This window comes from Octadecabacter antarcticus 307, from assembly GCF_000155675.2.
In the GTDB taxonomy this organism is placed as follows: Bacteria; Pseudomonadota; Alphaproteobacteria; order Rhodobacterales; family Rhodobacteraceae; genus Octadecabacter; species Octadecabacter antarcticus.
On record NC_020911.1, the window covers coordinates 3851162 to 3864534 of the forward strand.

Here is a 13373-nt window from a genome sequence, read left to right on the forward strand (position 1 = left end):
ATTATTACAGATGACTCGAGACGAGCTTCTTCGCGTTCTGAATTTTGCAGGTTCCTTGCGCAAGCTAGGCGACAGGCAATCGGCATTGGCGTCGATCGACGCGCGCTGGAATATTATCACCTATGCGATGAAACGGCATCTGGAAGGCAAGCTTCTGACGATCACATCACTCGCAGATGCGGCAGAAGTGCCTTACGGAACAGCCATGCGGCGGATTGGGGAATTGATCGACGAGGGGCTTTTGCTACGCAGGTCCCGATCCAAGAGCGGTAAGTCCTTCTCGTTGCATCCAACTCGTGACTTGATTTCGCAATTCGAGGCCTACGCCGCAGATTTCAAACGCACAGTTGGCGATACTTTTGGGTTCACCGATGACGAATCCGAAGGGACTGAAGCAGGATTCTATTTTGGAGGCCATTACATGGCCTCGCGGATTTTGTCCTATCCCAACGCGATGCGTGTCGGCATCGGCAAAGAGCGCGTGATCCGTGTCTTGGGTCCCATCGACCCAACGTTCAAAACACTTAAGGAGCTCACCCCATCGCTAAACGAACTTTGTGGCGCCCAATTTGAATTTACCAATTTGCCGCTGGACCAACTCCATCATGAAATTTTTGAAAACCAAAAACGGACAAAATCAAAATATGACATTGTGGCTGTTGATTTGCCGTGGATTGGGCAACTTGCGAATAGCAATGTAATCATGCCTCTGAATGACATCTTGGAAAAGCAATCGTATCGCGGATCAGATTTTCACGCTACCATTTGGCATGCAGCGCGATACCGCAACCAGCAATATGGAATTCCTATTCAGCCTACCGTAGAGCTATTGTTCTGTCGGCGGGACTTATTGGACGAAGTTGGGTTGAGCATTCCTCGCACAACCGAGGAGCTTTTGCAGGCGGCAAAGGCGCTGCATGGTGCGCGCAGGGACCAGTCTGGTATCGTGATGAACTACGGTCGTGGCACACCGGTGGCCCATACCTTCATGCAGACCTTGGCGGACTTCGGGTCTCCAGTGATCGATCTGTCGCCCAGGGCAGATGGCTTCGATACGGATTCAATTGATGTCGAAAACTTTCGCCCGCTGATTGATACTGAGGCGGGTCGTGAAACGGCACAATTCCTACTTGATCTGCTTCCCTATGCACATCCAGACAGTCTTCGTTGTGATTGGGACCGTCGCATTAGCATTTTCTCAGCCGGAAAGGCCGCGATGACCTATGGTTGGTCAATTCGGGCTGCACGCTTTGAACAGGATGATGAATCAGTTGCTCAAGGCAACGTTGTTTGCACGTCCCATCCAGCGAAATTCGGATTGAAACGGGTGTCACCAGTGGGGGGGTTTGTTCTTGCACTTCCTGCGTCGATAAGCAGTGATCGCATAGCCGCCGCTTGGAAAGCGATGGAATATCTGACGCGGCCCGAGTTGATGAAACTCTATGTTCAGCATGGGAGTCTGACCAGCCCGCGATTTTCCACCAGTGCAGATCCCGAAGTCCAATCAAAATCAAGCATGATCCAAGATATCGACCAAATGGAACAGAACGGAACACTGCAAGTTTGGCCGCGCCCTCCGATACCTGAGTTTGCAGACATTGTTTCAATTCTTGGAGAAGAAATTTATTTGATGCTGCAGCAACAAAAATTAATACCGGAAGCGCTCGGTGCTGCGCAAAGTCGGATCGAACAGGTATTACAACAAAGAACCCACTGAAGCGGCCTGTCACTAATCCACAATTCTTTTTTTCAACACCAGTTGCCCGACATATCTATAATTGAATTAATGTTTCCTGGGCTGCCTGCAAGCGTGTCATACACATCCTGTATCCGTTCAATCTCATAGGTTGGAGCGGAGAATGCTAGACGTTCATGCGACCTTAGGGTGGCAAACTCAACGCATCATCAATGTCCCGATTTATGCTGGAAATATATATACCAACGCATGTTCAGCACAGAATTTAAACCATAACATTCAGCGAAAAAACTTAACCGTTCCGGGTCAGACCAACGGCAAAAATATGGCCACTGAGCTGGATTTTTTTAATCATATAAACAGGGCCCAAAATGGCCCCTTAAAAAGTTGCCTGCACCGATTCACGGACTCGGTGCAGGCGATGTATCAGAGTAGTTTACCAAGTGGGACGTTCAAATTCATCGACGTTTTCTGCTGTGATCTGAGCCCGCTCAATCTCTTGTAACGCAGGCACTTCGATGCCGTTCGCTACCCGAACTGCAGTCTGGATCGCCAGAATTGCATCGTCGATCGGGGATTGCTTGCCTGAGCCAGAAATCCAGCCCTCTTTCATGGCGTCCCAACCTTCACCGAACTGGTTGCAGCTCACAATTTTTACGTCGCCGGCAGACCTGCCAGCGGCTTGCAGCGCGCTGACAACACCCAGCGCCATACCATCATCAAAAGCGTAAACACCGTCGATCTGATCGCCGAAACGGGTCAAGAATGTTTCCATCACAGTCTGGGCTTTTTCCCGGTTCCATTCAGCAGTTTGGCTGTCCAGAACATTTACATCGGGAAAATCATCCGCAAGTTTGTCGAGGAAACAGTTTCCACGCAGGATCGAAACCGAATAACCTGGAGTTCCTTCAACCACAACAATATTGCCTTCGCCGCCAATGGCACTTCCCAGCATTTCGGCTGCCTGCTCCGCCAGCGCGCAGTCATCGGGTCCGGTATGGCCAAGGATATAGCGACGCCCGGCTTCACCAATTGGCGAGTTCGAGGTGATGATAGGAATTCCTGAGCGCGATGCGTCACGAATAGCCGGTATCAACGCATTCTGCGATGTTGGCCAGACGACAATGGCATCCATATTCTGTGAGGCCATATCTTGGATCTGGTCAAATTGTATCGCAGGATCACCTTGCGGGTCCATCACGGTTGCCATGATCCCCAGCTCTGCGGCATAGGCGGCAGCTGTCTCTGCATACATCGCCTGGTAGGAATTTGACCCCGGATACAGAACCGTAATGCCAATTCGTGTCTCCGAAAGTGGCTTTTGTAGCTCTCCCCCAAGCCAGTCAGGCGCTTCCTGTGCAATTGCAGGAACTGCAATCATCGCAGCTAATGCACCCGCAACCAACTTACTAAAATTTAGCATATTTTCTTCCTCCATGGCGCCAAAAAATCCTCCCAAGACAGATGGTAACGCCATCATCTGCCTCTTACATCCTATTTTCAGCCCATTTTATATTGGGGCAAGCGGCAACATATCCAAAGTTGATATTTCAAAAGCTGGGTAAGCTGCCGTAGCCCTCCTCACAAAAGTCCAATTTGGACTTCATTGTGCTAGGATCACGAAACGCTGCCTCCTAGTGTCATTTGAACGGGGGGGATTCATATTATGAAGCCATATATTGGCCTGATTGCGCAGCTCAAGAAGCGCGGCCTCTTAGTCGCATTCGCAGTATTTTTTATGGTGGTAGCTCTGAACACCGACGCATTCCTGAGCGTTGGAAATATATTGGATGTGCTGCGGCAGGTCTCAATTACTGGTATGATTGCGATTGGCACGACATTCGTTGTGCTCACCGGACGATTAGATCTATCCGTTGGATCAATGCTGACCCTGCTGACTGTCGTGCTCGTGGATCAGCACAATTATGTTGGACCGTTTCTAGCAATTCTAGTGACTTTGCTTGCTGCCGTGGCACTTGGCGCATTCAACGGATTGTTAGTGGGCTATCTCAAACTGAACGCCCTGATCGTAACGCTGGCCATGCTGTCATTCCTACAAGGGCTCACCCTGTTTTATTCTGGCGGCAGCAACGTCAATATCCCCAACGCCCAGACAACCTGGTTTCGGTTCTTTGGGCGTTCGGATCTATTTGGTATCCCAGTGCCCGTTCTCTTATTTCTCGGCGTTGCAGCGCTGGCCGCATTTTTGCTTGGAAAGACGGTCTTCGGGCGGCAAATTTACGCGGTGGGGGGCAATGAAACGGCCTCGAACTTCTCAGGCATATCATCTTCGCGCACGGTGTTTTGGGCCTATGTTCTTTCCGGCTTGGCCACCGGGTTCGCAGCCATCATCCTTGGAAGCCGCGTCATGGGGGCACAAAGCACAATTGGTCAAGGATATGAGTTGACGGTTCTGGCCGGAATCATTCTGGGCGGCACTTCAATGCTAGGCGGCAGCGGCAGCGTTTGGCGCACGGTGATTGGCATTTCAATGCTTGGCTTTATCCAGAACGGCCTGCTTTTGATGGGCTTTGCTTATTATGTGCAGTGGCTCGTCACCTGGGCAGTCATTATCGTCGCGGTTTGGGCTGATTTGGCAGGTAAACGCGGAAGGATCCTCGCATGACAATCATGAATACAACCAATCTGCCTCGCGGTTCGGTCACCATCCTCACTTGGCTCTTTCGCAACCATATCTGGATATTTCTGGGCTTGGTGGTTCTCACATTCTCCCTTGCGTCACCCTTCTTTCTGACCGTCAATAATATTTCGAATGTCCTGACGCAGGGAGCCTTTATCGGTATCCTTGCTGTGGGCATGACAATGGTGATGATCGACGGTGAAATCGACTTGTCCGTCGGGGCAACGCTGGCCCTTGCGACAGCGCTGGCCATCGGCTTGCAGGGTCAGGTTGGTATCTGGCCCGCAGTGTTCTTCAGTCTCTTGTCTGGTGCCGCCCTGGGGTTCCTGAATGGTGCGATCACCGCATATTCTGGCATCCATTCATTTATCGTCACATTAGGTGCGCTGATTGGCATCCGTGGGCTTGTCTTCATTTATACGGGCGAAGATGCTTTGATGGTGCAAGATTTCAGCTATACCGAGTATGCTGAAATCTATCTTGGCCCGGTGTCCGTCACGGCTCTGATTTTCTTTATCCTTGCGCTGTTTTTTCAGTGGGTGCTTTCGAGCACCCGCCACGGCCGTGAGACTTTTGCAATCGGGGACAATATCGAAGCGGCCCACGATGCCGGCATCAACATCAAACGCCACAAGATCATCAACTTTACGATCTGCGGTACGATGGCAGCCGTGGCCGGTATATTGCTCTCAATGAGACTTGGAACAGCAGAGCCAAACGCGGGCAAAGTCTGGGAACTTTGGACCATTATTGCCGTTGTTCTGGGGGGCACACGCCTGACCGGTGGCTTTGGCTCAATGTGGAAAACAATTGGCGGCGTCATGACGCTGGCGGTGCTGCGCAATGGCCTACGTCTGCTTAATACGCCAAATTATGTAGAATTGATGGTAATGGGGGCGGTACTGATACTGGCACTATTGCTTGACCGCTTTCTGGCACACAAAACAGAGGCGCGATGATGCAAACACAGCCCCCAATCCTGATCGTCAACGAAGTAACCAAAACCTTTCCAGGCGTCATCGCCTTAGACAAAGTCAGCTTTGATATCCGACCTGGTGAAGTCCATGCACTGGTTGGTGAAAACGGTGCTGGGAAGTCAACTCTGATGAAGGTTTTGGCAGGGTTATACAAGGCAGATGAAGGTGAACTCATCTATAACGGCCACCCAGTTCATATTGCCTCACCGCTTGATGCGCGGCATCAGGGAATACTTCTTATCCATCAGGAACTGTCGCTTTCGCCTGAACTTTCAGTCGCAGAAAACATCTTTCTAGGTGCTTGGCCCACCAATTGGCTTGGTGTTTTGCGTAAATCAAAATTGAACAAAGACGCGCAAGCAGCCTTAACCGCACTTGGGGCCGACTTCGGCCCAAATGTTCGATTGGGTTCACTTTCAATTGCGAAACAGCAAATGGTCGAAATCGCCCGCGCCAACGCCTTCGAAGCGAATGTGGTCATTTTTGATGAACCAACGGCTTCACTGACCGACACAGAAAAAGACCTTCTTTTCGCAACCATCCGTGATTTGCGCGGTCGAGGAGTCGGGATTGTCTATATCTCGCACAAGATGGACGAGATATTTGACCTAACGGATCGCGTCACAGTGCTGCGGGACGGTCAAATACAGGGTACCGTCCAAACTGCTGACACGGATGTAGGCCAGATCACACAGATGATGATTGGACGCGAACTTGAAAAGTTCTTTCATCGGGCAAAATCAACCCACGGGGCAGAGGTCTTGCGTGTTGAAAACTTAGCAAATTCTGGGCATTTTCGCGATGTCTCACTTTCCGTGCGCCAAGGTGAGGTTTTAGGTCTCTATGGGTTAGTAGGTGCTGGCCGTTCTGAGTTGGTAGAAACCATTTTCGGTGTCCGCTCATTGGATGCAGGCGAGATCTTCTGGCACGGTCAACCCACTGGGCGCCTCACGCCGCGCAAAGCGACCGATCTTGGAATGGCCTTGGTGCCCGAAAGCCGAAAAGAGCAGGGCCTTGTCATGGGGCAAGGTGGACGCGCGAATATTTCACTGCCGCACCCTGGCATGTTCTCTCGCGCGACGATCATGAACATTGGCGCTGAAATGCGCGTTTTTGAAAAGTACAAAAAACGGTTGGACATCAAAACGACAGGACCAGAGCAGGTACTTTCAGATTTGTCTGGCGGTAATCAGCAAAAGTTTGTTCTAGCGAAATGGCTCTGCGCAGAGCCCAATCTGATAATCTTGGACGAACCTACACGGGGCATTGATATCGGTTCCAAGTCGGCCATTCACGAATTGATCGCAGGGCTCGCCGAAAATGGATTAGCTGTTATCGTCATATCTTCGGAAATGCCTGAAGTTTTAGGCGTGAGCCATCGTATCCTTGCCATGTCAGATGGTCGAATAGTTGGTGAATTCTCTGGCGATGAGATGACCGAAAAGAATTTGATTGAGGCCGTTTCACATCGCGCTCCAACAGTCCCAGTCTCAACATAACGACTGAAAGCGCTAGGTACGCATTTTTTTGGCCCGAAAGCGGCCCAGCGAATGTGCAGGCGGCAACCCCGTGCAAAGGGCGCATCAGTCGTCGCCGCGATGCACTGCACAATCAAAGCGCTCAAGCATTCTATGCAAAAATCCTGCGGTGCTCGGCTGGGCGGTCTGTTGAATGCATGGCGCAAAGGGTGGGCAACCAACTGGCCCAGTAAACCTGCGATGGACGCATGGATTGTGAGCGAATGAATACACGCGAGTCCGAAAATTGATCTCTGAGTTGTCCCGCATGGCAGTCGCATTATAGTTAAAATACACAATCGTGATAAGAGGAACCAGACTTTCCTGAAGACGGAACGCGGACCTTTGCTGCGATATGCCACAAGGTCGGCTGTGTGGGCTTTTTTGCCATTCGCCGCACTGCAGAAACGTAGCAAAACCCTCACCATTTTGCCGAGGGTTTCTGGCCGTGCCAACCGATTGAATTCCGGTGACTGGACTCGCTGCGGCCAGAACGTGCCGTTTTTGACTGCCAACCGACTCGAAACTTTCAACCTGCGAATACACTGCAAAAGTGTGGTGCCGAGTAAAAGGTGACTCGCCTGAAACTGCGAAGCTGAATAGTATGGCTTCGCACGCACATCCGCATGTCCCCGTCTCACTGGGCGCATTCTGGCGGCCTGTCTTTCTACGCGCTCTTTACCAACAAGAACGACACGCCTGACCTTTTGATTAAAGCCTCCGAATGGTGGATCAAAACCCACGCCCTCGACCACTTTGAAAAGGCCGTCAAAATCCGCAACATGATTGCAGCAGCAAATAGCGCAGACCAAATACCGCTCTAGATCAGGCCGAGGAAATCATCCTTGTCCAAATCTTCGAAATCGACACCCTGCAAACGCATCGTCGTATCGCCCGCTTGGATAATCGCAAAACTATCTTCTTGGCTCAGAAAGAGGTCATTAAAGGTGAGGCTCTTTACACCAGAAACTTTGATCACATCACTACCCACCTCAAAGTCTCCGACGGTATCAACCCCCTGAATACTATCATTAACACTGAAGGTGTCAGCCCCCTCGCCGCCAACCAAAAGGTTGCTACCGCCCCCACCATGAAGCACGTCATTGCCGCCACCGGACGTGATCATATCGTCACCGTCACCAGTCGTGATCGTGTCGTTGCCAGCCCCACTTGTAATTACGTTGGCTCCGCCAAGAGAGGTGATCATATTGCCGCCACCATCCACACCGCCAGTCGTTATCGTGTCGGCACCATAACCAGTAACGATTGTATTTATGCCAGATGTCGCAGTGATGGTGTTCGCGCCATCACCAGCGTTGATGGTGTTGGCTCCAGATGTGACGGTGATCGTATCAGCGCCACTGCCAGTGGTGATATCATTGTCACCCAACGTAGCAGTGATGGTGTTCGCGCCATCGCCAGCGTTGATGGTGTTGGCTCCAGATGTCACGGTAATAGTGTCAGCGCCGATACCCGAGGTGATATCGTTGTCACCCAACGTAGCAGTGACCGTATTGGCACCGTCACCCAAGGTAATCGTGTTGTTACCTGTCGTTGCAGTGATTGTATTAGCACCACCGCCAGCGTTGATGGTGTTGTTTCCGGATGTGACAGTGATCGTATCGGCACCAATACCCGCGTTAATCAGGTTGTTGCCTGATGTTCCAGTGATCGTATTGGCGCCTTCGCCAGCGTTAACTGTGGTGTCTAAGGTCGTGAAGGTGATGGTATCGGCGGCGGCAGTTCCTTCGATTGTTTCGTCACCACCCGCCGCAGGTAAACCCTCAAATGTGCGGGAATAGACGCCCACACCCCCGTCGGAGTCATCCTGACCGGCAGACATCCATGTAATTACCCATCCGCCATCGCTCAGCGCGGTGATGTCTGGGTGTGTTTGGGAGCTTGCAGTTTCGGCGTTAACAAGGATCTCTCCCTCATCTCGCGCTGTGCCATCGGCGTTATAGGCCTGCGCGTAGATGCCCCAGTACCCGTCGGGGTTATCCTGACCGGCAGACATCCATGTGATCACCCATCCGCCATCGCTCAGCGCGGTGATCTGCGGGGATTCTTGGGAGCTTGCTGTATGAGTGTTGACGAGGGTCTCACCCCCTTGCGCTGTGCCATCTTCATTGTAGGCCTGCGCGTAGATGCCCCAGTCACCAGGGTCATCCTGACCGGAAGACATCCATGTGATCACCCATCCGCCATCGCTCAGCGCGGCGATCTGTGGGTCTTGTTGGGCGTTTGCTGTATGGGTGTTGACGAGGGTCTCACCCCCTTGAGCTGTGCCATCTTCATTGTAGGCCTGCGCGTAGACGCTCCCACCCCAGTTACCAGGGTCACCTTCATATTTCGACTCCCATGTAATCACCCATCCGCCATCGCTCAGCGCGGTGATCTGCGGGGATTCTTGGGAGCTTGCAGTTTCAGTATTGACGAGGGTCTCACCCCCTTGCGCTGTGCCATCGTCATTGTAGGCCTGCGCGTAGATGCCCCAGTTCCCGTCGGAATTATCCTGAGCGGCAGACTGCCATGTGATCACCCATCCGCCATCGCTCAGCGCGGTGATGTCTGGGTGTATTTGGAGGCTTGCTGTATGGGTGTTGACGAGGGTCTCACCCCCTTGCGCTGTGCCGTCGGCATTGTAGGCCTGCGCGTAGATGCCCCAGTGACTAGGGTCATCCTGACCGGCAGACTGCCATGTGATCACCCATCCACCATCGCTCAGCGCGGCGCTCTGTGGTAATAGTTGAGAATCTGCAGTTTCGCTGTTGACGAGGATCTCCCCCCCTTGCGCTGTGCCATCGGCGTTGTAGGCCTGCGCGTAGACACCCCAGTTCAAGTTGGAGTCATCCTGACCGAAAGACTCCCATGTGATCACCCATCCACCATTGCTCAGCGCGGTGATCTGTGGGAATTGTTGGTCGTCTGCTGTATGGGTGTTGACGGGGATCTCCCCCCCTTGCGCTATTCCGTCCGCGTCATAGGCCTGCGCGTAGACGCCATAGGTCCGGACAGAATCATCCTGACCGAAAGACTCCTATGTGATCACCCATCCACCACCGCTCAGCGCGATGATCTGTGGGAATTGTTGGTCGTCTGCTGTATGGGTGTTGACTTGGACTTCTGTACTAATAGACATGAAATTGGCTCTCTTTTTGTTAATAGGGCGCAGACTTTTTGTTAAGTAGGGCTCAGCAAACACACTCCAAAAACCGCTACTGTAGAAAAACAACCGCCCTTAAAATGCTGCCAATTTTGAGCCGGATGTTTAAAAACAATAGAAACATAATTAATAGTATCAGCACGATTCGAGAGCTATTGTCAAATCTGGCGGCAGCGGAATCGGCCATGCAGAAACCTAGCCTGCTTCACCAGTCTCCGAGGAGAGCTTAGTGACCGCCAACAATAGCATTCGTATAAATTATAATTAAATTAGTACCTTTTTCGTATTCAAAATACCCCCTAAATTCAATTATTTATACAAAAAATTGCTTAATGTTTCCAATCCGTCCACGATTTTGAAAAAATTGTGCCATTGGTTCTGATCCTGGGACAATAAATCGGCGGCGTATCGACTGATGCGGAACAGCGCCAATTTAAGACGATGCGAAAAGTCAACTGACAGAGCGATTCGCAGGGACAGGATACTCACCGGGAAGCTAGTACAAGGCGCGTTTGATGTGGATGTGGTCTTGTCCGGCTTTGTTGCACAAAGCACCACGAGATTGGACTTCCCTCTGGCAGCAGCTGCGACCCGCCCGTACCGGCGTTCAACGACATGACCGACTTCAACTTGAGACATGCAATTTTAGACATGCAATTTTAGGGTTGGTTTTGTGTGGGGTGATGATTGTGACATCACACGCCATGCTGCAGACATCATGGAAACATTGTGGTGCCATCGCTGAAAGCCAGACAGTCAGATATATCCCTATCATTGATGCGATCTGGCTTAGTGTTGTTTCGTCGCTTCTTGCGCCGTTGTTGGGCTGCTTGAAAGCACTTTACAGCACAATCTTCGACAAGAGTTTTCCGCTGGCATCATTAGGACTACACACTGGCCCGTCTTCAGTTCAGTCATAGTACTGGATTAGCGCACATCACTTTGCACCAACTTCAGGAGGTCTCAGGGTTGCCGGAACGCCTATGATGGATTTTGTCACAGTGTCTCAGGCCGTGACTTCGCTTGCAACCCGCGCAGCTGAGAAGCTACGGTAACATGGGTTGGGTTTGGGGTATGCATAAGCGGGTCATGACACCCCCACCTCGGCGCATCGCGACGCAGGCTTTCTTCAAAACCATACTGTCAATCGGCTTGCCAATTCCGCAATGTCTGCTTCTACTAGGTTGGCGGCACCAATGCGCGCCTGCAGCGAAGGTCCTGTCTCCGCCCATTTAGTTGAAAAATACTGTGTTGCTGGCGCAGAAAGTTGGGCGTTGAACACGGCGCGAGCGCTTTTCTTCTCACGCTTTGCCTATTTGCTGCGGTGCAGGAAAGATTTTAGCTAGTTTGTGGTGGTTTTGGGCGGTCGCGGCGAGGAGGAACTCGTCATTTGCGCCGCATGGTCCTCGTAATCGGAGCCTTCCAAAGCGTAGGCAAAAACACAACCCATGAAGCGCCCTAGTGGGCCCGCGTCACGCATGGCTTTTGCAAAATTCTTACCTATGACATCTGTTGCGCGTTCCGCAGGATCATTGGTGTGGATGTAGATTTCATCGACTAGCCTGACTGACTTAAAGCCGCCAGCGTCTGCAATAGCGCGTGCTGACCAGCCCTCCTTTTCCAGAATTGTCGCGAAGCTGAGGCGACCTGGTTGGTGTGTTCCCAAGTATTCAACGCCCGCAGCGGCGCATCCTCGCTTTAGTGTCCGGTAAATGTGCCGCCTGTCTGGATACCCAAACACGCGACCGTTGTGCGGTTCCAAATCGCGCAGAATGTCCACCAGCATTGGCACAAGTTTGGCCGTGGCTGCATCGCCGTTTTTTGTTTTTTTGATTTTGGCCACGGCTGCATCCAGATCGATGTGTACCGGTTCCAGCCCGATAGCGTCACCGACCCTGCGCCCTGTCGTGTCCAAAAATAGCATCGGGCAAACAGGTTCACCAGCAGGTGTGGCTGCAATGTCGCCAGATAGTCGTGACTGACAGGTTTCTTGTGGGGTTTCGCCGATGGGAATGCTTTGACGCAGATGGGTGCGCACCAGCCTTGGTCGTGCGCATAGTTGATGACCGCGCGGGCTGGCGTCACACCTTGGCGGTTCGGGGTCGCGTTGACTGCTTTGGGGTAGGCCCTTTTTTTGCGGCATCCCGAACCGTTCGCGGCGTGATGTCTTCAAGTCGCGTGCCTGTCAGTTGTTCAGTCACCTTCACAAGAAACCGAATATCGCCGCCATCTTCGACATAGGCAAGTGCGGCTTGGTCGAACGTGATGACTGACTGCGGTCCGTAAAGTTCCGACTTCCAGATTTGGGCTTCTAGGTTGGCGCGGACTTCTTCTGCGCGTCTAGCGACCTGAGTCTTAAGGGCGCGGCGGATTCGCCTGCCATCTGGACCAGTTCCAACCGGTCTTGTTGCACAAATAGCTATCTGTGGGAATTCATGTTGCGAATACAACGTGATAGCTGGTGCGTATGTGCACATTTGCCCCCCCCCGATTTATCGCACGAAGAACTGACCTGAGTACAACCGCGCCCTAAAAAAACGCGGATCACTAACTTTTTGGTTTAACCCAGAGGTCACTTGGAAGGCTGCGCCAACCACTGCCCGCGCATCAAAGTGGAGGGCGAAGGTGCCCTCTCGGCAGCATGCTTTGCATGCGCCTATCTGGTAATAAGTGGAACGCGCGCAAGCATGGTGGACCCAAGCGCCGGTTGTGGCGCAAGATACATATTCCTTGCCCGGCAGGGCATTGTTGAACAAACACTGGAGATCTGTTCCATCCATTGCCGACAGGCGATTGCAAAGCAATCTGCCGAGAGGGGCGTGACGGGCAGCAATATTGGTGATCCGCCCATGCTACCATATCGTTTTGACCAGATCGCACCGGATCAGGAGATCGGCAGCGTCACGGCAGACGGTGCCTACGACCCGGGGCTTCGCCCGTTCAGGGCTGGATAGATCCACTGAATTAATTCCGAGACGCCCCTCACCCCGCAAGAACGCCAAATTGTGGAAGCCCCCCTTTCGTGCACTCAGGCATGCACTGTCGGGCAACGGACACGCCCGGAGCACGAGCCCGAAACGAAGCGGTGCGATCCTCAAAGTATTTGGGGCGTGCTCTCTGGCGCAACCTAACTGGTCACCACCGCCGGAGCCGCGTCGAAACAAACCCTCTCGGGATATGGCTGAATACCCTGCCGGGCAATGGATGCACTGTGTGAAGCTGCTCGGTCAGCGCCTTGCTGCGCGTGACTTCGATCGTCGGGCAGCAGAAATCCAAATCCGTGCTGCGATCCTGAACGGTTTCACAGCTCTTGGCATCCCCCGTACTGAGACCGTAAGCTAAATCAGTCTAGAGTTAAGAGGAAGTCTGACATCAA

Annotated in this window: 9 protein-coding genes and 2 pseudogenes; 6 read left to right on the plus strand and 5 right to left on the minus strand. The window is 52.3% G+C overall.

All coding sequences use genetic code 11. The features are described 5' to 3' along the window. The first annotated feature begins 10 nt into the window (after positions 1-10). On the plus strand, positions 11-1717 hold the full coding sequence (locus OAN307_RS19630; protein ID WP_015501284.1) for an ABC transporter substrate-binding protein: 1707 nt from the start codon (positions 11-13) through the stop codon (positions 1715-1717). A gap of 415 nt (positions 1718-2132) precedes the next feature. Here the strand turns inward: OAN307_RS19630 and OAN307_RS19635 are convergent, their stop codons facing one another. Beyond that, positions 2133-3119: a sugar ABC transporter substrate-binding protein gene (locus tag OAN307_RS19635; protein ID WP_015501285.1), complete on the minus strand. Its 987-nt coding sequence runs from the start codon at positions 3117-3119 to the stop codon at positions 2133-2135. A 243-nt stretch (positions 3120-3362) separates the two neighbouring features. Here OAN307_RS19635 and OAN307_RS19640 point away from each other — a divergent pair, with 243 nt between their 5' ends. From OAN307_RS19640 to OAN307_RS19660, 4 genes are all read left to right on the plus strand, one after another. After that, positions 3363-4322 (plus strand): ABC transporter permease, encoded by a 960-nt coding sequence (locus tag OAN307_RS19640; RefSeq protein WP_015501286.1) that lies wholly within the window; start codon positions 3363-3365, stop codon positions 4320-4322. A gap of 5 nt (positions 4323-4327) precedes the next feature. Next, positions 4328-5296 (plus strand): ABC transporter permease, encoded by a 969-nt coding sequence (locus tag OAN307_RS19645; protein WP_217564364.1) that lies wholly within the window; start codon positions 4328-4330, stop codon positions 5294-5296. After that, complete coding sequence (locus OAN307_RS19650) at positions 5296-6813, plus strand: sugar ABC transporter ATP-binding protein (protein ID WP_015501288.1); 1518 nt, start codon at positions 5296-5298, stop codon at positions 6811-6813. Before OAN307_RS19645 ends, OAN307_RS19650 begins: the two co-directional genes overlap by 1 nt. 644 nt (positions 6814-7457) lie before the next feature. Beyond that, positions 7458-7655, plus strand: coding sequence for a DUF6500 family protein (locus OAN307_RS19660; RefSeq protein WP_044044062.1), 198 nt, complete (start codon positions 7458-7460; stop codon positions 7653-7655). Here the strand turns inward: OAN307_RS19660 and OAN307_RS19665 are convergent. The 4 genes and pseudogenes from OAN307_RS19665 to OAN307_RS29165 all read right to left on the minus strand — a co-directional run bounded on the left by OAN307_RS19665 (position 7652) and on the right by OAN307_RS29165 (position 12474). After that, positions 7652-9673, minus strand: coding sequence for a calcium-binding protein (locus OAN307_RS19665; RefSeq protein ID WP_144055634.1), 2022 nt, complete (start codon positions 9671-9673; stop codon positions 7652-7654). The genes OAN307_RS19660 and OAN307_RS19665 overlap by 4 nt on opposite strands. 633 nt (positions 9674-10306) lie before the next feature. Beyond that, positions 10307-10636, minus strand: a complete 330-nt coding sequence (locus tag OAN307_RS19670; RefSeq protein WP_044044064.1) for a hypothetical protein — start codon at positions 10634-10636, stop codon at positions 10307-10309. A 901-nt stretch (positions 10637-11537) separates the two neighbouring features. After that, a pseudogene (locus OAN307_RS19680) lies at positions 11538-12140 on the minus strand (tyrosine-type recombinase/integrase); the annotation flags it as partial. After that, positions 12079-12474, minus strand: coding sequence for a hypothetical protein (locus tag OAN307_RS29165; protein ID WP_044044071.1), 396 nt, complete (start codon positions 12472-12474; stop codon positions 12079-12081). The gene OAN307_RS29165 and the pseudogene OAN307_RS19680, both read right to left, overlap by 62 nt. Between OAN307_RS29165 and OAN307_RS30385 the strand changes: the two are divergent. Continuing rightward, positions 12467-13339: pseudogene (locus OAN307_RS30385) on the plus strand (hypothetical protein). The gene OAN307_RS29165 and the pseudogene OAN307_RS30385 sit on opposite strands and share 8 nt — an antisense overlap. Positions 13340-13373: the final 34 nt, after the last annotated feature.